The organism is Hymenobacter setariae (assembly GCF_007713685.1).
GTDB classification, from domain to species: domain Bacteria; phylum Bacteroidota; class Bacteroidia; order Cytophagales; family Hymenobacteraceae; genus Hymenobacter; species Hymenobacter setariae.
Map to the genome: position 1 here is coordinate 888183 of NZ_VMRJ01000001.1, position 19152 is coordinate 907334.

General features: G+C 59.8%; 11 protein-coding genes and 1 tRNA gene. 5 read left to right on the forward strand and 7 right to left on the reverse strand.

Translation table 11 applies throughout. The features are described from left to right. Nucleotides 1-114: 114 nt before the first annotated feature. A complete protein-coding gene (gene miaA, locus FNT36_RS03785; protein WP_144844514.1) occupies nt 115-1041 on the reverse strand; it encodes a tRNA (adenosine(37)-N6)-dimethylallyltransferase MiaA in 927 nt (308 codons plus the stop codon). A gap of 80 nt (nt 1042-1121) precedes the next feature. Further along, the gene (locus FNT36_RS03790; RefSeq protein WP_233635658.1) at nt 1122-2090 is read right to left on the reverse strand and encodes a glycosyltransferase; all 969 of its coding nucleotides are present in this window, start codon (nt 2088-2090) and stop codon (nt 1122-1124) included. Between the two features lie 413 nt (nt 2091-2503). On the opposite strand from FNT36_RS03790, the gene FNT36_RS03795 reads away from it, so the two are divergent. The 4 genes from FNT36_RS03795 (at nt 2504) to FNT36_RS03815 (ending at nt 9523) form a co-directional block, all read left to right on the forward strand. After that, nucleotides 2504-6073 carry a PAS domain S-box protein gene (locus FNT36_RS03795; RefSeq protein ID WP_233635659.1) on the forward strand — a complete coding sequence of 1190 codons (3570 nt, stop codon included), beginning with the start codon at nt 2504-2506 and terminating at the stop codon, nt 6071-6073. A 67-nt stretch (nt 6074-6140) separates the two neighbouring features. Next, nucleotides 6141-6527: a response regulator gene (locus FNT36_RS03800; RefSeq protein ID WP_144844521.1), complete on the forward strand. Its 387-nt coding sequence runs from the start codon at nt 6141-6143 to the stop codon at nt 6525-6527. 125 nt (nt 6528-6652) lie between these two features. After that, nucleotides 6653-7420: an MBL fold metallo-hydrolase gene (locus FNT36_RS03805; protein ID WP_144844523.1), complete on the forward strand. Its 768-nt coding sequence runs from the start codon at nt 6653-6655 to the stop codon at nt 7418-7420. A gap of 531 nt (nt 7421-7951) precedes the next feature. Beyond that, a complete protein-coding gene (locus FNT36_RS03815; protein ID WP_144844527.1) occupies nt 7952-9523 on the forward strand; it encodes an NFACT RNA binding domain-containing protein in 1572 nt (523 codons plus the stop codon). Between the two features lie 90 nt (nt 9524-9613). Here FNT36_RS03815 and FNT36_RS03820 read toward each other — a convergent pair. Then, nucleotides 9614-9695, reverse strand: a tRNA-Leu gene (locus FNT36_RS03820). Nucleotides 9696-9909: 214 nt separating this feature from the next. Here FNT36_RS03820 and FNT36_RS03825 point away from each other — a divergent pair. Further along, nucleotides 9910-10362 carry a low affinity iron permease family protein gene (locus FNT36_RS03825; protein WP_144844529.1) on the forward strand — a complete coding sequence of 151 codons (453 nt, stop codon included), beginning with the start codon at nt 9910-9912 and terminating at the stop codon, nt 10360-10362. Between the two features lie 90 nt (nt 10363-10452). On the opposite strand, the gene FNT36_RS03830 is transcribed toward FNT36_RS03825, so the two are convergent. The 4 genes from FNT36_RS03830 to mreC all read right to left on the reverse strand — a co-directional run bounded on the left by FNT36_RS03830 (nt 10453) and on the right by mreC (nt 19089). After that, complete coding sequence (locus tag FNT36_RS03830) at nt 10453-10950, reverse strand: hypothetical protein (RefSeq protein WP_233635660.1); 498 nt, start codon at nt 10948-10950, stop codon at nt 10453-10455. Nucleotides 10951-11185: 235 nt separating this feature from the next. Then, nucleotides 11186-17422, reverse strand: coding sequence for an alpha-2-macroglobulin family protein (locus FNT36_RS03835; protein WP_144844533.1), 6237 nt, complete (start codon nt 17420-17422; stop codon nt 11186-11188). A 108-nt stretch (nt 17423-17530) separates the two neighbouring features. After that, on the reverse strand, nt 17531-18064 hold the full coding sequence (locus tag FNT36_RS03840; protein WP_233635661.1) for a hypothetical protein: 534 nt from the start codon (nt 18062-18064) through the stop codon (nt 17531-17533). After that, nucleotides 18061-19089, reverse strand: coding sequence for a rod shape-determining protein MreC (gene mreC, locus FNT36_RS03845; RefSeq protein ID WP_144844534.1), 1029 nt, complete (start codon nt 19087-19089; stop codon nt 18061-18063). Before mreC ends, FNT36_RS03840 begins: the two co-directional genes overlap by 4 nt. Nucleotides 19090-19152: the final 63 nt, after the last annotated feature.

Consider the following 19152-nt stretch of genomic DNA (forward strand, 5'->3'; position numbering starts at 1 on the left):
AGCTAACTACTTTGCGGGGAAGCCCCACGCAGCAATCGCACCTGAATGAGCCCACCTAGGTCCCATTCAAGTGCGATTGCTGCGTGGGGCTTCCCTCAATCATAAGGTGCTTTCTTATTTCAAGTCAACCCACTGATATCCTGCGTCGCGGCGCAGCCAAGTAAGCTGGCGCTTGGCATAGTGGCGCGTATTGCGCTGAAGTAGGCGCACGGCCTCGGCGTAGTCATAACTGCCATCTAGGTAGCCAAAAATTTCTTGGTAGCCCACTGTTTGCAGCGCCTGGTGGTGGCGGTAGGACACTAGGCCCTCCACCTCCGCTACCAAGCCGGCCGACAGCATAGCTTCCACGCGCTGATTGATGCGGTCGTAGAGCACCTCGCGCTGGCGGTTCAGGGCCACTTTTACTACCCGAAAAGGCCGCGCGGCGGCCGTGGCCGCCGCTGCCACCGGGCCCGTGTGGAAGCTGGAAAACGGCCGCCCCGTTCCACGCGTAATTTCGAGGGCGCGCACCACACGCTGGTGGTTTTGCAGGTCTACGCGCTGGTGGGCTACGGGGTCAGTGGCGGCCAGTTCGGCCACCAAGGCGGGCAGCCCTAGGGTCTGTAGCTCGTGCTGTAGCCCTTGGCGCACGGCGGGGTCCACGGCGGGCAGTTCGTCGAGCCCATCGGTGAGAGCTTGCAGGTACAGGCCCGAGCCGCCAGTAAGCACCACCACCGGCAGGCACCGAAATAGCTCGCCAAGCACCCCTAGGGCATCGGCCGCAAAGCGTCCAGCACTATAGTCCTGCGTAATGCTGTGCGAATCAATAAAATGGTGCGGCACACCCTGCATTTCTTCAGCCGTAGGCTTAGCGGTGCCGATGCTAAGCTCGCGAAAAAATTGGCGTGAGTCGGCCGATAAAATTTCGGTACCCAACTGCTGAGCAAGGGCCACGCTCAGGGCGGTTTTGCCCACCGCTGTGGGGCCAGCCAAGGCAAGCAGCACAGGGCGCGGGTCGGTAGCCGTGGGGGCCAACTGAGCTAATAAATCGGGGGCAAGCATAGGGTAACACACAAATAGTAACGTGCACAGCCACCTAGGGAGCCCCAGCAGCTGTGCAATACAAAATTCGCACTACGGCATTAGCCGCGCGTCAACAGTGTTTGATATAAACCAATCAATGTTTTTTCTTCCTGCTGCCAGTTCCATTCGTGGCGAGCGAGGCGGCAGTTAGCGGCTAGGCGCCGGTGATAGGCGCCGGGCTGCCCGCCGGGCAGTAGGCGAGCTAGCTCGGCCACCAGCGTGGCGGGGCCCAGGTCGGGCACTAGCGCGGCCACTTCGTGCTGCGCATTGAGGGCGCGATACTCAGGAAAGTCGATGCACAGCTGCGGCACGCCAGCCTGCACGTAGTCGAAAAACTTGTTGGCCAGCGAATAATAGTAGCTCAGGCCAGTGTTTTCGAGCAGCATGATACCTACTGTGGCCTGGGCCGTGAGCTGCCGCAATTCGGCGGGCAGTACATAACCTCGGAATTCAACCTGCCCAGTGGCCAGTAAGCCCAAGCGCTCGGCGTGCTGCCGCAGCTCGCCCGAACAATCGCCCTCGCCGCAGATAACCAGCCGCGCCGGCACTTGCGGCATGGCGTCGAGCAGCTGAGCCAGGCCACGGCCTACATTCAGCACTCCTTGGTAAAGAAGCACGGGGGCCTCTTGATAGCGGGTGCTTGGTGCCTGGAGCTGAGCATCTAGAGCCAAAGCGGCGCTTACCGCTGCTAGAGGTTGCTGCCTGTCACCTAGGGGCGTAGCGCTATTCTCCCACCCCATAGGCACATTGCGCACCACGGCGAAGAAACAGCCTGCATGACGCTGCTCAAATAAGCGGGCTAGTGAGGGCCCTACTGTGTAGCGCAGCTGGGCGCGAGGCACAATAAAATCTTCGACCCACTGCCAAATACGTTGTATTTGCGGCCTACCTACCACCTCTGGCACTTCGGTAAAAAGCTCGTGCGCATCGTACACAAACAATTGACTTCCAAACCTAGACCTAGCCCAGATAGGCAGCGCAGCATCGAGGTCGGCACAGCCCCACACATCGGCCCGGCGACGCAACAAATACCAGAGCAAACGTATAGTATATTCTAGATAAAATAATTTACCTTTTTGAAACCAGCCACGCAAGCGGTGCTGCTTATAAGGCTGAACAGTTAGCGCTACAGAACTAGGTCGCTGCCAACCTATTAACTCAACTATATAGCCAGCTTTGGCTAGGCTACCGCATACCCGCTGCATGCGCTGGTCGTAATTCAGGTCGGTAGTCACGGCAAAAACCAGGCGTGGAGCCGAGGTGAGAGAAGCGACCACAGCGAACAGAATACTAAAATTAATTGTGAGAACAGAATTTGTACCCCAAATTTAGGCTTTAGTAAGCTGCTGCGTGCTTAATTAGTAGTTATTATTGATGCCGATAGGCTATTATGCGAGGTTTCTTAGCTCCCCCTTCCCCTACCTTACCCCCCGCCTCGGCCTTGCTCGACCAGCTCCAGCTGGCTTATATCTTGCTCGACCGTCAAGGGCTGCTAGTGGAGGTTAATGAGACATTGCTGACCCTAACGGGCTATACGAGAGCTGAAGTACTAGGCCAATCATACCACGAGCTTTTCTCGCCAATAAGCTACCGCGAGCAACGGCAGCAGGAGCTGCTACAAGTACTACGCGAGCAGACCGCCGAGCCTTACTACGAGCATGACCTGCTGGGCCGCGATGGGCAGCTCGTGCACTTGCACTGGCAGCAGCAATTGCTGCGCGACGCCGATGGGCAAGTGACGGGCCTATGGGCCGCTGGCCATCAGCTGAGTACTGTGCGGGACATGCCTAGCACTACCAGCCCCGAGGCACCAGCGTACCTGCAGGAGTTTTTTAATGACTCGCATGACCTCATTCTGCACCTAAAGGCCGATAACTCGTTCTTATTCATCAATAAGGCGGGCGAGGAAACCCTAGGATACCAGGCCAGCGAACTCACCAGCCGGTCGCTGGCTGACATTGTTCACCCCTATTACCGCGCCAAGCTGCTGCACCAGTTGCGCCGGCTCTACGAGGGCCAGGCCCTCAACAAGCTTGAAACAGTGCTCATGACGCGCACGGGCCGGCCAGTGCACCTTATTGGCTCAGTAAGCTGCGTGCGCACCCCGGACCAGCCGCTCAGCGCTCGGGTGGTGCTGCACGACATTACCGACCGCATCAAGGCCGAGCGGCTGCAGAAGGTTTATTACAGCATTGCTAACCTTGCCATTTCGGCGCGCGACCTGCCGGCCCTTTACGGTGCTATCCATCGTGAGCTAAGCAAGATACTGGAAACTAACAACCTGTATATTGCTCTGTGTGACGACCAGCGCACCATTCTACGCTTCGCCTACCACATCGACCAGTATCCGCAGCTCAACTCTGGGGCGTCGCGGCCGTTCTCGTCGGGCGTGTCAGAATACGTGATTCAGCAGGGGCAGCCGCGCTACTTCAGCCGGGCCGACTTGCTGGCGCTATTGCACGATGGTACCATTACGGCCTTTGGGCGCCTGCCCGAGGTAATGCTCGTGGCTCCGCTTAGCGTGGGCGAGCGCACCATTGGGGTGCTGGCTGTGCAAGACTACGACCGGGCCGATACTTATGCGCCTAGTGACCTTGACATTCTGCACTTTATTTCGAGCCAGGTGGCGCTGGCCATCGACCGCAAAAGCCAAGAAGAGCACCTAGCTCGGCAAAATGCTCGCCTCAACGCTATTTTCGAGAGCGGCACGCACTTGCTATGGAGCGTGACCCGGCGCGGTGACCTCGTGTCGTTCAACCGCAACTACGCCGACAGCTACTTCCGCCGCAACGGTGTGATGCCCGCACCGGGCATGAACTTGTTTGAGACCGAGCGTATTACGACGGCGCCCGAAACACACGACACTATTTCGACCTACTACAAGCTGGCGCTCCAGGGCCAGCCGCAGCAGTTCGAAGTGAATACGCCCGACACCCTAGGTAATCCTATTTGGAGCAGCGTTAGCCTCAACCCCATCTACCTGCCCGACGGGTCGTTTGAGGAAGTATCGGCCCGCGCACAGGATATTACTGAAAGCAAAAACTCGCAGTTGGCCCTAGCTGCGCAGGAGGAGAAATTCCGCTCAATTTTTGAGTCGTTCCAGGACATTTATTACCGCACCGATGACGAAGGCTTCTTCACTATTGTGAGCCCTTCGGTGCGCGATATCCTAGGCTACGAGCCGAGCGAGGTGCTGGGCAAATCGGTGCAAGATTTTTATTATCAACCCGAAGAGCCCTTTACACTGCCCAGTGAACTGAAGCGTGGCGGCGAGCTGCGCAACCGCGAAATTCAGCTACGCCACCAGGATGGACGCCCAGTGACGGTGCTCATCAACTCGCGCATCACGCCGAGTGGCACCGAGGGCATCGCCCGCGACGTAACCGAGATTCGCCAGATTCAGGACGACCTGCGCTTGGCTAAGGAAGAAGCCGAGGCCGCGCTGGCCGCCAAAACGCAATTCTTGGCCAACATGAGCCACGAGTTGCGTACGCCCATGAACGGCATCATCGGCATGATTGACCTGCTGCACCAAACCGGCCTGAGCGCCGAGCAGGCCGATTATGTAGATACTCTGCGCAAAAGCTCTGATGCGCTGCTCACCATCTTGAACGATATTCTGGATTTGTCAAAAATCCAGGCTGGCAAGCTGCGTCTGCAAGAGGCCCCGCTGGTGTTGCGCGGGCTGCTCGAGCGGCTGCACTCGCTGTTTGCATACCGCGCCAGCCAGAAGAACCTGCGCTTTACCTACCACATCACCTCGCACACGCCGCCGCTCATCATTACTGACGAGATGCGCTTGCTGCAGATTCTGTCGAACTTGGTAGCCAACGCGCTCAAGTTTACGGCTCAAGGCACAGTGAGCGTAGTAGTGTCGTCGGTGGCGACCGAGGGCGAGTTTCACACGCTGCGCTTTGCGGTGCAGGATTCGGGTATTGGTATTTCGCCCGATGATGCAGTGCGACTCTTTACCAGCTTTACGCAGCTTGATACGACTCCAAGCAAGGCCTTTGGTGGCACAGGCCTAGGCCTAGCTATTAGCAAAGAACTCGCCGAGCTCCTAGGAGGCGAAATCGGGGTATTCTCGGGTGTGGGTGAGGGTAGCGTGTTCTGGTTTACCATTCGCTGCCGCGTGGCCACAGCCCCGCTGGTAGCTCCCAGCGACGAGGCCGCGCCGGAGGTTAAGGTGGAGTTGCCCCTAGCCTTGCAGCTTCCTACTACGGGCCCCACTCCACGCATCCTGCTCGTCGACGACAATGCCATCAACCAGAAAGTGGCCGCTCGCCTGCTCGACAAGCTAGGCTGCGAGGTCGAAATAGCGAGCGACGGCTACGAAGCTATTGCGCGGGCTACGGCGCTGGATGCCAAGTATCAGCTCATCTTGATGGATATTCAGATGCCTGGCCTTGACGGCGTTGCGGCTACCAGCGAAATAAAAGCGCGCCTAGGTGAGCAGTGCCCGCCCATCATCGCCATGACGGCCTATTCGATGCCCGACGATGCAACGCGCTTTGTGCAGGCGGGCCTCGACGACTACCTGGCCAAGCCCGTTAAGCACCAGCAGCTATCGGATATGCTGGCCCGCTGGCTACCCGAGCCCCCACCGGCTCCCGCCCCCACTAATATCATTGCGGCTACGCCTGCTCCGGTCACGCTCGATACCGAGGTACTCAGCCAACTGCGCCAGCTTGGAGGCCATGAGTTCACGGCCGACTTGTATAGCGATTTTGAGCAGGAAGCGGGCGATTTGATTAAGCAGGCCGCCGCGTGCATGAGCGCCGCCAACTGGGAAGGGTTGCACCCGCTCATGCACCAGCTCAAGGGCACGTCGGCTACCCTAGGGTTGGTAGCACTAGCTGGCCAAGCTCTACGCCTCGAACAACTGCTGAAAAACTCGACTACAGGGGCCCTACCCATCGAATTTAAACTTTTACAACATTACTTTGCTCAGTTCAAAGCCGTATACCCCGGTGTAGTAACGGCCCCTGAGCCCCTACAAGCTACGGCTTAATACCCGCTTTAACTCTCTCTTATCTAGTCCGTTCTCTCGTTGTTCCACTCGCTACCCGTCTTACGCAATGCCCGCTGAAAATACCCCTAAAACTATCCTCATTGCCGAGGACAGTTCTGTTATCCTGAACCTGACGCGTAAAATTCTGGAGCAGCAGAAATACAAAATTTTGTTGGCGAAGAACGGGGGCGACGTGCTACCGCAACTCGAGAAAAACTCGGTAGATGGCATCCTAATGGATATCAACATCCCAGTGAAGGATGGCATGCAGTGCACCCGTGATATTCGGGCACACGCCGATGAGCGCATTCGGTCGCTGCCAGTTATCGCCATCAGTGGCAACGCTAATGACTACACCATGGCCGACTTTCAGGCGGCCGGCGTAACAGCCTACCTGCCAAAGCCGCTCAATTTTGACGAGCTGGTACGCATGGTGCGGCAGTACGTAGGCTAAAGCCAGTTATGAATTTTGAGTTATGAGTTTTGAGTTACTTACTGGCTTTGTGCTTCTAGCATCATAAAATTGTTCGGTAAATGCTCACCAACTCATAACTCAAAACTTAAAACTCATAACTCTCCTTGATTATCACGTTTCTCGGTACCGGCACTTCTTCGGGCGTGCCGATGATAGGGTGCAACTGCCCGGTGTGCCGCTCGCTCGACCCGCGCGACCAGCGCTTGCGTGTGGCCGTGCATTTGGCGGTAGAGGGACGTAGCTTGGTCATCGACACGGGTCCTGACTTCCGGCAGCAGATGTTACGCGCTCGCGTGAGCCATCTCGATGCCGTGCTGTTCACCCACGAGCACAAAGACCACACAGCGGGCCTCGATGATATTCGGGCGTTCAATTTTCGGCAGCAGCAGGAAATGCCCGTGTATGCCGAGCCGCGGGTGATTAACCAGCTCAAGCAGGAGTTTGCGTACATTTTCGCCGAGCAGAAATACCCTGGGGTGCCGCAAGTGCGCCTCCACCCCATTGAGGCCGACGACCAGCCATTTGACGTGGCGGGCGTGGCCGTGCAGCCCCTACGAGCCCTGCACTACCGGCTGCCAGTGCTAGGCTTCCGCGTGGGTAGTTTTGCCTACCTCACCGATGCCAACTTCATTGGCCCCGAAACGATGGAGCAGTTGCGCGGAGCCGATACCATTGTGCTGAATGCTCTGCGCCGCGAGCCGCATATTTCGCACTTTACCCTCGGGCAAGCCGTTGAGGTTTTAGAAAACCTAGGACCGCGGCGAGCTTACCTCACACATATCAGTCACCAGCTAGGCCGCCACCGCGAAGTAGAAGCTGAGCTGCCGTCTTGGATTCGGCTGGCGTATGATGGGCTAAAGATTGAGGTGTAATATCCTACGCCTTAGACGGTAGTCCTACGGTATGCACTTACTGGTCTGCTTACGCCGGCAGTATAGCTCTCCGCTACCGCCTACGGTGTTGCAGCGGCGGCACACGGTTCCGCCACGCCCAACAGGCCTATTTTGGGGGCTAGGCATTCGCTACCTGCCCTGCTGGGATGAGGTAGCACCTGCTAATCACTCTTTTCGGGGCCGGATGCGCTGGGGTCGCTCCAGTGGCGTTGTCGTGCGAGGGCGCTGGCAGGAAGCCCCTACCAGCCCACCCTTGGCTGGTACGGTTGTGCAACTAACTATCCATTCTACTTTAATGGAGTTACTGACCAGCCTCTGTTTCCTGGTTATCGCTGCTAGAGGCATGGGGCTATCGCGCTCGGCCGATATATTGGTACTCCTGCTATTACCAGGCGTTATGGCTTTGTTTTGGACTGGCCTTTTTTGGCTGGAGATTCGCTGCGCTGAACGCTATTTTAAACAGGCACTTTTGCTGACCAAAATGTAAGTTAGGCCTGTCCTCTTCTCAACATGCACACCAACTATTATTTCCTGCGTCAGCTAGCTCCGGCTCTCACCAAGCAGCTACACGGCTACCGTGTGGCCAGCTGCTTTTCACAGGAAAAGGACGAATTGGTAGTAGGCTTACTGAGCAATACGGGCACTGAATTTTGGCTAAAAGCACAATTGGGGGCTGCCTTCCCGGCCCTGGCCTTACCCGAAACCTTCCAGCGCGCGCGCCAAAACTCGGTAGACCTACTGCCCGAGCTGCTGAGCTGCACGGTGGCCGAGGTCACGGCCTGGCCCCAGGACCGGGTGCTGCAATTCACATTTGCGGAAGACGGTGCTACGCTTGTCTTCAAACTATATGGGCCGCGTCCGAACGCTATTTTTCGGCCCGCTTCGGGTGCGCCGGCCCAGCTGTTTCACCAGCGCTATACCGCCGATGCCGACTTGCAGCCGGCCGCCACAGCCGACCTTCCGCCTATCGGCGCCACCGGTAAGCTACCGCCCGCGCTGGCCGACCTGCCGGCCCGCTTTCTTCGCGAGCAGCGCGGCTATGACCCTGCCCCACCCGAAACCAAGCAGCGCTTAGCCCAAGAATTACTTGCCGAACTAGAGCAACCGGCGCATTACTACCTCATCCAGCTGGATGGGCGCACCCGGCTTAGCCTCGTGCCCCTAGGTACCCTGCTGCAAACGCTACCAGGCGATGACCCCATTGGGGCGCTACGGCGGTTTGTGCCGCTGGCGCTGGGCCGCCGGGCGCTCGAAACCGAACGCCGCCAGCTGCGCCAATTGCTCGAGCGCCGGGCCGATGAGGCCAGTACCAGCGCGCACCTGGCACGGCAGCGCTTACATGCGCTGGCTCATGAGGCTGGCTATCGCCACCGGGCTGACTTGCTGATGGCTCACCTGCACGAAATTCAGCCTGGCGCTACGCAGCTTGAGGTTATTGACTTCTACACCAACGAGCCAGTGGTACTTAAGCTCAAGCCCCTCGAAAAGCCGCAGCGTACCGCCGAAAACCTTTACCGAAAAGCCAAAAACCAGCAAATAGAGGAGCGCCAACTTAGCGAGCGCATTACCCGGCGCGAAGCTGAAGCCCTGCAAATGCTGGAGCTGCTGGAAGAGCTCGATACACAGCCTACGCTGCACGAATTGCGCAGCCTGCGCGCTTGGCGCAAGCAGCACGGCCTAGACCCGGCTACGGCGGTCAAGGCAAGCACTGAGCTACCTTTTAAAATATTCGAAGACCATGGCTTCACCATCCTAGTGGGGCGCAACGCGGCCAACAACGACTTGCTAACTCAGAAGTACGCGCACAAAGACGACCTCTGGCTGCACGCTAAAGATGTTACGGGCTCGCACGTGGTTATTCGGCACCGGGCTGGGCACACGGTGCCTGAGCCCGTGGTAGAGCGCGCCGCCCAGCTAGCGGGCTGGTATTCGCGCCGCCAGCACGACTCGCTGTGCCCCGTAACGGTGACGCCTAAGAAGTTTGTGCGCAAGCCCAAGGGCGCACTGCCAGGGCAGGTAGTGGTAGAGCGTGAGCGCGTGGTGTTGGTGGTGCCCGCCAATCCCTTTGAGCAGGCTGCCTAGGTAGCCGCTCGGCTCGCTCCTATCAGCCAAGCGAGTAGAAAGCTGTAATACCAAAAAAGCCCGCTTTGCAGCGGGCTTTTTGTTTTTGCGTGCGCGCGGGGAGATTCGAACTCCCACACCCGAAGGCACCACCCCCTCAAGATGGCGTGTCTACCAGTTTCACCACGTGCGCAAAAGGCAATCGGCAACTTGGGCGGCTTATTGGCCGGCTTCGCTGAGGTGGCAAAGCGGGTGCAAATGTACGCGCCCAATTTGCTTCTACGCAACACTGGACCAAAAAATGCCTGAAAAATTAAGCTCTTCAATTGTCCTTCATGAAGCCTGTGAGTTCTTTGGCAAGGTCTTAGCTCAGCTTTGCCTACTCATCTTTTTTTCAATTTTCGCTCATGGCTGCTACCAAACAATCCTTTTTTGGTCGCTTTGCTGAAAAAACCACGCAGTACTCGGGCTCCACGGCCGTATTTGTAAGCGCGGTGGGCCTCGTGCTGCTGTGGGCTGCAACGGGCCCCTTTTTTCAGTATTCCGAAACCTGGCAATTGGTTATCAACACGAGCACTACCATCATCACCTTCTTGATGGTATTCCTCATTCAGCGGGCCCAAAACAAAGACTCGCTCGTGCTGCATCTCAAGCTCAATGAGCTGCTGGCTGCTACCAAAGGAGCCAGCAACCGCTTGATTAATGCCCAGGACTTCTCAGAGGAGGAAATCAAGCTTATTCACCAGTTCTACTGCCTGCTGGCCGAAAAAGCCAAGGAGGATAACGACCTAGGCGAAACCCATTCGGTAGAAGAAGCCGAGGATAACCACCACGAGAAGCTGGCGGCCCACCGCGAGTAGTGGCAAGCATCGCTTAGCCAGTGGCCAAAGGAAAGGGGCCCGGTCAGTATTGACCGGGCCCCTTTCCTTTGGGCTTGTACTTGTGCAAGACTAGCGGCGGTGGCGCTTGGCTTTGGTCTTGGTAACCTTCTTAGCGGCCGTATGATGCGTAGTGGCCTTTTTAGTTTTTGTCTTAGTCTTATGCGCAACTACCTTCTTGGTGGTGCGGTGCGCAGTGGCTTTAATGGCCTTGGTGTGGCGAGCGGTTTTGCTGCTACGCTTGGTGGCTTTGGCCTTGGTAGCGGTGCTGTGGTGGCGGGTGCTGCGCGCGCGGCTGTAGTGGCGCAGCGCCGTGTGGCGCTCGGCGTGCGTGACGACGGCTACGTCTTCGGGACGAACTTCGGCAGCTTCGGCATCGTGGGTAACAGCATCTAGTTCGGGGGCAGCAGTGCTTTCCAGCTCGGCCGACGAGGCCATCACCTTCGTCATTTCAGCCATTTTCTTGCGGCGGATGGGCATCAGAAAGTCGCGCTCGGCCCGCTCACGGATACTCAGTTTTTCCTCGCCGGGCAGTTTGGTTACGGCCGGGGCTTTATCGGCTTGGGCCATAGCGGCTGAAGCGCTCAGCAGCAGGGCACAAAGGGCAATTAACTTCCGCATCAATAACTTAATGAGTTGTTTAGGAAAAACAAAAATAAGCCGTTGACCCTGACCTACCAAGGCTGTGGCACCTCTAGCAACGGTCTTTTTTCAACCGCTGCTCGCGCTGGCGACTGCCAACTAGCGCTGTATCAGAGGCTCTAACGCCGGGTACCGCAAGCAGTGCTTGAAGCCGGGATTTATCCTATTTTGTGGCTTCGGCAATGTGCAGGCGCTGCCCCGCCGACTGCGCCCCAAACTCGGGTGCGTACAGGCACTGCACCTGGCTAAGGCCGCCCGAGAAGTCGCCAGCCTGGCTGGCCCGCAGTCGGTATTCGAATACGTGCGTGCCCCGCGGCACCACCCCTAGGAAGAAATTGGTGGCTGCGTCGCGGGGGCTCTCGTAGTACCCTAGGCCGTTTTGGTACCGGTAACCGCTGAGCTGATTGAGAGGCTCGAGGCCAGCAGCGCGCTGGTCTTTGAGGTGCACGTATTCGAGGGCGCGGTCGGTGCGTAGTACGAGGCGCACCACCAACGCATCGCCTACGCGCAGCGGCGTGGCCGCCGTGAGGGGCTCAAGCTGCGGACCGCTAGCGGTGCGAGTTTCGCGGTAAAGCTGGCGCTCCAGGCTGAGCGGCGTGGTGGCGGGCGTCACCTTGTCGAGGTCCTCAAAGTACTGCCAGTAGAGCGCGCCCCAGGCCACTCCCGGGCTGGGCTTGGTCAGGGTAACCTTACCTAGGGCGGGCTTTACTTCAGCGGCAGGCCAGGTAGTTTTGAGGTAGCCAGTACCCGCCTGGGCGGGGGCCGCCGGGGCAGGCTGGCCGCCCACGGTGGCTTGCAGCGTGGGCGCGGTGGCCGTCCAGTCGGTGCCGCGCAGCAGCAGGGCATAGCAAGCGTCGGCGGTGGCGCGAGTGCTTTCCCAATGCTGAGTTTGCTTTTGGGTAAGCAGCCAGAGCTTCATCTCCTCTACCGACTTCTGGTCATTCTTGATTTCATCAAAAGCCTCGATGAGCGTGGCTTGGGTTTCGGTGGGGGCCTCGCGCCAGTAGTAGCCGCCGCGCACGTCTTTCCAATACATGCCTAGGTCGGGCGAGTGCAGGGCATTTTCGGTGAGCGCACGCAGAATGGCTTGGGTTGCCGGGGCAGCTTTGTTTTCGCGGTGCAGCGTCAAGGCTAGCTGGGCTTGCAAGTAGCGCGATTGGGCGGGCCAGTAGGTAGCGGCCTGGCCGCGGTAGTAGGTATAGGCCGCCTGAGCAGTCGCGGCCGGGGCGGGCTGGGTCCAGAAGCTGCGGGCATACAGCGCCTGCACCGCCAGGTCGCCTAGGTGGTCGGCGGCGAGCTTCACCCCCTTTTGCTGCCGCAGCTCGGCGTAGTCGCGGGCAGTAGCGCCATCGAGGTAGCGCAGCGCATTTTGTAGCAGCGGGCTGGCTACGTCGTTTTGGCTAGCATCAAAGGCACCTAGCTTCTTGAGCTTGCCGAAGCCCGCCACGATGAGCTGGGTGATGTAGCGGTCGGCCGGCATCTTCTCAAACCATGGAAACGAGCCATCGGGCAGTTGCATGGCTTGCAGCTTGGCCAGGGCGCGAGTGGTTTCGGCTTGCAGGCGCGGCTCGTCGAAAAGGGTACCTAGGCGGGCCAGGCGCTCGGTTTCGGTCTGGGCATCGCGCACCCAGGGGGTTTCTTGCAGCAGCAGATTTTTGAGGTCCTGGTTTTGGGCAAGCTTGCTGCTAAGCTGCTCGCGCTGCGTCGCAGTGCCGCTCTGGGCTTGGCGCTGCCACTCGGCCAACATGGTTTTGAAGCGCGGGTTAGCCTTCAGGATTTGGGCCGCCAATAGGTTAGCGTAGAGGCGGCTGAATACCTGCTCGGAGCACTCGTAGGGGTACTCCATGAGGTAAGGCAGGCTTTGCACGGCGTACCAGGCGGGGTTGGCGGTCAGCTCCAGCGTGAGGGAGTAGTTGCGCCGGGTGGAGCTGCTGGTGCTAGTGAGCTTCTTCAGCTCGAAGGTGCGGGTGCCAGGGCCCACGATGGGCAGCGGCAGGCTTTCGGTAATAAGGATTTTGTTGGGCAATACGGGCAGGGTATTTTCCTCGCCGTCGGAGTAGATGGCACTTGGCGCTGCTTGCTTTTTAGTACGCTTGCCTTTCGCGTCTTCTCCCCCGGCTTGAGCTACGACTCGGTAGGTCACGGCTGTGGGCGCAAAGTCGGCGGGTAGACTCAATTGCCACCCTAGGGCCACGCTTTGGTGAGCGGCGGCCGTTACGGATTGCTGAGCGTTGCCTTTTAGCAGCTGGCTGGTGAGGTCTTGCCCGGTAGCGGCATCGAGCAAGAACAACTGGGCCGTGCCGCTGAGAGTGCGGTCGGTGAGATTGGAGAACTTGGCGGGGAAGGTAAACGTGTCGCCGGGCCGCAGGAAGCGCGGCGCGTTGGGCGTAATCTGGATTTCCTTCTGCGTCACAAGCTGACGCGCCAGCTGGCCAGTATGCAACTGCTTGTCGTGGGCCAGGGCCAGCAGTTGCCAGCGCGTCACGGCCTCGGGCATCTGAAATTCGAGCACTACATCGCCGGTTGCGTCGGTGTGCAGGGCGGGCTGCCACAGGGCCGTTTCGCGGAAGTCGGTGCGGGTGGCCACAGTGGCAAGGTCAGGACCTTGCTGATTTTCTTGCTTGCTATGCGCAGTTTGGCTCGACCTTACTTCACTGTCTTTTGCTACAACAGGAGGAGTAAATTTTACTGTATCTACCTTGGGAGGGGCAGGCGCCGCCGCGGCCATGCTACGCATCGCATTGGCAGGAGCCGAGTCTGCTTGCGGTGCAAGCCCACCTCTTACAGTACGAGTAAGCATTACCCTGCGCTTACCTCGGCTATAAACAATTCTCTCTCTTATTTCAACGGTCTCTGCTAGATGCTGTTGCCAATCATTTAACTCTGGATAATTGACGATTTCTAGGTCTGAATCAGCGTCCGTAGTACCGTCCAAAGACTCCGAATTCACGCCCTCAAAATTCCCTTGCCATCCAAACCGCGCTGGATAGTATTCTCCACTAAAATCCAGCTCCTCAAAGCTGTGCTTGCGGAATACATCTAGGCTCTGGTCATAAAGTGTGGCTAGCAACTCGGCCTCAGCGGGGCGGCCGTTGGCTTGCCGAATGGTCACACGCCAGGTTTCCTTCTGGCCAGGCTGGAGCCGGTCGCGGAAGGTGGCGATGCTGAGGCGCAGTGGCTGGGGCTCCTCGACCACCTGCACGGTAGCATCGTGGCGGTAGAGGCGGCCGTCGCGCACTTGCGTGGTGTGGATGTGCAGCGGACCTAGAGCAGTGGCCAAGCCACTTTCTACTTCGAGGCGGCGCTGCTCGCCGGCCTTCAGGGTCAGCCACTCTTGTCGCAGGAGCTGGCCGCCGCGCTCTACTTCGAGCAAGATGCGGGCGTCGGCCTCGCGGCTGCCTAGCAGCACGAGGGTGCGCCCACCGGGGGCCACCGTATCAGCGGGCACCGCAAACCAGTCGGGCGTGGCGTAGGGCACGGTGCTGGCCTGGGTATCATAGAGCACAAAGTCGAGGCGGGCATGGGCGGCCGTGTCGGGCGCTGCGGCCTGGGCTTCGAGGCGGTAGCGGCCGGTGGGCACGCCCGCCAGCAGGGCGCCTAGGTCGAGCGTGGCGCTAGTTTTAGTGTCGAAGGGCAGCGTCTTGACTAGCTCGGCGGGCGCCTCGTTGTCCGGGGTTTCGGGGGCGGGGCCGGGCACGCCAGGCGGGTTGGGGCGGTAGCGGCGAGCCAGCAGGCGCAGGGTGCCGGTGGCGGGCAGCGGCTCGCCGGTGGCGTTGGTGCCGAGCAGCGTGACAGCCGGCAGGTGCTGCCGGTCGATAAGTTCGGGGCCGGCGAGCTGCAAGCTGAGCGGATTGCGGCCAATGACCACGTTGCGGGTGCCGGTGCGGGTTTCGCCGGCGGCATCGGTCACATCGGCGGTTATTTCGAACAGGTAGCCTGGCTCCCAGCGGCGGCCCGACTTGGTAGCGGGCAGCGGCGGCGTGAAGGTGAGCACGAAGCGCCCCTCAGCATCGGTAGTGGTAGTGCCATGGGCAATTTCCTGGCTGCTACGCCCCCCACTGGGTGGGTAGATGCGGCGCCCACGGGAACCGCCGTACTCGGTAAATAGCGGCCATAGCTCGCGGCGCGTGATGCGGTATTTCACGGTAGCCCCATCGGTGGCCTGCCCGGCGTAGGCGCGCGCACGGCCGTTCAGGGTCAGCTGCTGGCCAAGCTGCGGGCGGCCGGGGACCGAGTCGAGCGTTACCAGGAAGGTAGGCCGCTTATAGTCTTCTACCGAAAAGCCCAGGCTGCCATTATCCGTTTGCAGGGTCATCTCGCCGTTGAGCAAGCCCGCTGGTAGCACCAGCGAGCCGTTAAACGAACCGTATTCCGAGGTGGTAAAGGTCAGCGTTTGGGCGGTTTGGCCATTTACATCCACGAGGCGCACGCTCACGGGCTGGCCAGCTAAGAGGCTGTTTTTGGCACCTAGGGTCTCGGTCAGGATGCCTTTGAAATAAAGCGTTTGGCCCGGGCGGTAGATGGCGCGGTCGGTGAAGAGGAAGGTGCGGCGCTGCGCTTGCGTGGCAGTAGGGCTGCCAGGATAATAGCCATTGAGCGGCGTTAGCAATGTATCGCGGCCCAGCCACGAGCGCACGTTGCGCAGTTGCTCGCGCCCTAGGTTGTCGGTGGCTGGGTTGGGGCCCGGTAGCTCTACCTCGCCAGTGGCACCGGTGGCCCGCACGTCGCCCAGGCGGTGGTCGTCGCGCTGCTTGGCACGATTGTACACGTTGAAGCTGGCCTGGCTTTTCACCCCAGCCAGCGGTGCCCCGGTAGCCCGGTCGAGCAGTAGCAGCGAGGTGGCGCCGCTGGCCGCGGGGCGGTGCACGAGGCTAAGTTGGCTAGCGCCTAGCAGGGCATAGGCCGTCACGGTACCACCTCGCGCCGAGCTTGCAGCTGGGTCAGTCGAAAGAACAGCTTTATTGCTGAGCAAAACGAGGTAATATCCGGCTGGCAGCGCCGCACCAGCCGCCACCGACTTGTGCTCTTTGTAGTCGAGCGGGTGCGCGGGCAGCGGTAGCGGCCAGGTAGCGGCCGGCGCTGCCTTCAAGGCCCGGGCAAAGCGTTTGGCCAGCGGCCGGTCTTGCGGGTCATAACCAGCACCCTGCTCCCACTCTTTCGAGGTGATGCGATACGCCCAAGCGCGCAGCTCGGTCACGTTGCGAGCCGTAACATTGAGGCGCCAGGGCTGGCCAGGCACCACAATATCGGTGGCCGTGAAGGAGACCTCGGGCTGCTCCAGCTGGGCGCGTAAGGTCCGCGCCCGTGCCGCGCCGCGCGACTTGGGAAACCGGGCTTCGGCCTGGCGCGCCAGGGCCACGGCCGCTACGGGGTTGGCTTCGCGCTGGGCCTCGGCCTGGCGGGCCATGAACTCTGTACTGATAGGAAGCGCTTTGTAGGCGTCGGCCAAGCGGGCCAGGGCGGGCTCATATTGGTCACCTAGGTCGGTGTCCTGCGTCAGGCCGTGCAGGTAGTCGAGGCGCTGCAAGTCCACATCGGCCAGCGCGGCTAGGTTATCGGCACCTAGGCGGGCCGTGGTGAAGCGCTGCAACAAGCGAAGCACGTGCAGCTGGCCATTGAGCGAGTCGGCGGCCGGGGCATCGAGCTTGAGCGCCGCAAACTCCTGGGCGCTGCCGAATAGCTTGGGGTCGGTGGGCTCGAACTGCTGCTCGGGCCGGGTGATGTAAAGCTCCTGGTCTTGCAGGCCCGCGATGGCGCGCTGGGCCAGCAGGTCGTAGAGCGTGGGGCGCCGCTGGCGGCCTTCGGCATCACCACCGGTGGCGAGGTCACCTAGGGCGGCCAGGGTAGTTTTTAACTGGCGCTGGGGCTCATCTTCTACCGACTGGTAGTAGTGCCGCACAATGGCCGCGCCGAGGCGGCTGGCATCCCAGGTGGCGAGGCTAGTGCCACCATCGGCCGCGCCGGGTGTGGCTTGGTCGGCGCTGGGCGCGGCGCCCGGGGTGCGCTCGTAGAGCTGGTAGCGGTGCTCGTTATAGTAGTTGGCATACAGCCCCGCCAGCAGTGAATGTAGAATGGGCCGGGCCGGAAATTGCGCTGTTTTTAGGTCGGCTTCGAGCAGGGCAATGGCCTTCTCGTCGGCGTCGTTCTCTTTATTATTGAGCAGCCTGATTTTGTAGAGCAGCGCCCGCACGTAAGCCGGGGCGTTGTTTTCGCGCTTGGCCTGCTGATATATTTTTTCGACCAGCGGGGCGGCGGTGGCCGTCTGGTCTTTTTTGAGCAGGGCATCAATTTTCTTCCACTGCGCGGGCAGCGGTGGGTTAGGGCCGGGCGCGGCCGAATCGGCCAGAAAAGCAGTCATTAACAGCGAGCCAACTAGGCCAAGCAGCAGTAAGTAGCGCATGGGAAACACAACAGTGATACCCCAAAGATGCCAGAACCGCGCCAAGTGCACATTTAGCAAGGAGCAATGCGCAGACTACTTAGTCAGTCTGTCAATTGCTCCTTGAACCTACCCCCTCCCCCGCCGCACCGGGAAGAATAACAACTGCACTATCAGCATAACTACGCTGGTGTATAAGATGCTCACACCCACCCGCCCTAGGGTGACGAGCGGGTGCTGCAAGGAACCCAGCTCGAGGAAGAAAAAGGCTAAGTGATGCACCGTCACGAGCAGCGAGAGGTACACCAAAAACCACTGCCAGCCCATCTGGTGCACGTTCACAGTGTCCTGGGCATCGTAGCCATCGCGCGGGGTGAGCAGGCGCAGCACCCACGGCCGTAGGTAGGCCAGCAGCACGGCCGCGGCGGCGTGCAGCCCGCCCGTATCGTGCGCAATATCAACAGCAAAGCCCATGCAAAAACCTAGCAGCAGCTGCAAGGCAATGGGCGTATTGATGGGCAAGAACAACAGAAACCCTAGGTAGAAGAAATTCCAGCCCAGGCCAAACAGTACCACGCTGCTGTTGTCGAACAACAGCACGTAGAGGCCTACATAGAGGGCGAAGCGCAGTAGCTGTCCGCCGATGGTTGCGACGATGCTCATGGCTTTTTGGCTTTAGCGGCTTGGGCCTGGGCCGCCTTCACGGGGGCCGGCAGCTCGCCGGTATGCTGCTCTAAGGAATCGCGCTCGGCGCGGGGCGGCGTGGGCACCACGTACACGTAGGTGAGGCGGCTAAAATCGACCCCTAGGCGCAGCGTTACGGTCGAAAAATTCTTATTGGGCTCGGTCGTGAACGACTCAATAGTGCCGATAAATACGCCGGCTGGAAACACCGAGTTATAGCCCGAGGTCACCACCGAATCGCCCTTCACGAGCTTGTTTTGGCGCGGAATGTAGTCGAGCATGGCGTGCGAGTAGTCAGTACCCTCCGGCCAGCTCACGCTGCCAATGGTGCCATCGCGCTTGATTTGGGCCGCCACTTGCAGCTTGGAGTGCAGCACCGAGGCCACGCGGGCGTAGTGCGCGCTCACGGCTTGCACTTTGCCTACCACCCCCGCCGCACTGATAACGCCGCGGTCGGGCTGCACACCATCGGCACTGCCTACGTTCAGGGTCAAGTAGTTATCTACGTCGCGCAGCGAGTTATTAATCACGCGCGCTGGCACTAGCGGCAGGGTGGCCTGCTTGCTGCCACCTAGAAGCAGCGTGTCGGGCCGTAGCGAGTTTTGAGCTTTCAGCTTGGCATTTTGCGCGAGCAGGCCCTGGCCCTGCGCCGTCAATACCTGTGGGGTAGCGGGGTGCAGGTGGCGGTACACGATGCGGCCCAGCGTGTCGCGGCCCACGGGCAGCGAGTCGGCTTCGCGGTGCGCAAAATCGGGGGGGAAGAGCTGGCGGCGCAGCTGGGCATTGTCAGCTTGCAGCTGCTTATTCAGCTCATCGAGCCGGAAGTAGTCAGTGACCTGAGTGCGGCGAGCCAGCAGCACGCCCATATAGGCATTGGCCGAGTTGAAAAACGCGGCCCGCTGGTACGAGCTGTTGGTCAAGAAGAAGTACAAGCTCACCACCTCCAGCAGCACAAAGAGCATAACTCCTTGGTAGCGCAGCAAAAAAGCAATGAGATTACGCATAAACAGTTGTCATGTTGACGAAGGAAGCATCTTGGTAGGCTAGGGTTAGTTTTTAGCACTAAC

Excerpts from the sequence above, each read along its gene's own strand:
- miaA (WP_144844514.1), bottom strand. The coding sequence starts at position 1,041 with ATGCTTGCCCCCGATTTATTAGCTCAGTTGGCCCCCACGGCTACCGAC.
- FNT36_RS03800 (WP_144844521.1), top strand. The coding sequence starts at position 6,141 with ATGCCCGCTGAAAATACCCCTAAAACTATCCTCATTGCCGAGGACAGT.
- FNT36_RS03815 (WP_144844527.1), top strand. The coding sequence starts at position 7,952 with ATGCACACCAACTATTATTTCCTGCGTCAGCTAGCTCCGGCTCTCACC.
- FNT36_RS03825 (WP_144844529.1), top strand. The coding sequence starts at position 9,910 with ATGGCTGCTACCAAACAATCCTTTTTTGGTCGCTTTGCTGAAAAAACC.
- FNT36_RS03830 (WP_233635660.1), bottom strand. The coding sequence starts at position 10,950 with ATGGCCCAAGCCGATAAAGCCCCGGCCGTAACCAAACTGCCCGGCGAG.
- FNT36_RS03835 (WP_144844533.1), bottom strand. The coding sequence starts at position 17,422 with ATGCGCTACTTACTGCTGCTTGGCCTAGTTGGCTCGCTGTTAATGACT.
- FNT36_RS03840 (WP_233635661.1), bottom strand. The coding sequence starts at position 18,064 with ATGAGCATCGTCGCAACCATCGGCGGACAGCTACTGCGCTTCGCCCTC.
- mreC (WP_144844534.1), bottom strand. The coding sequence starts at position 19,089 with ATGCGTAATCTCATTGCTTTTTTGCTGCGCTACCAAGGAGTTATGCTC.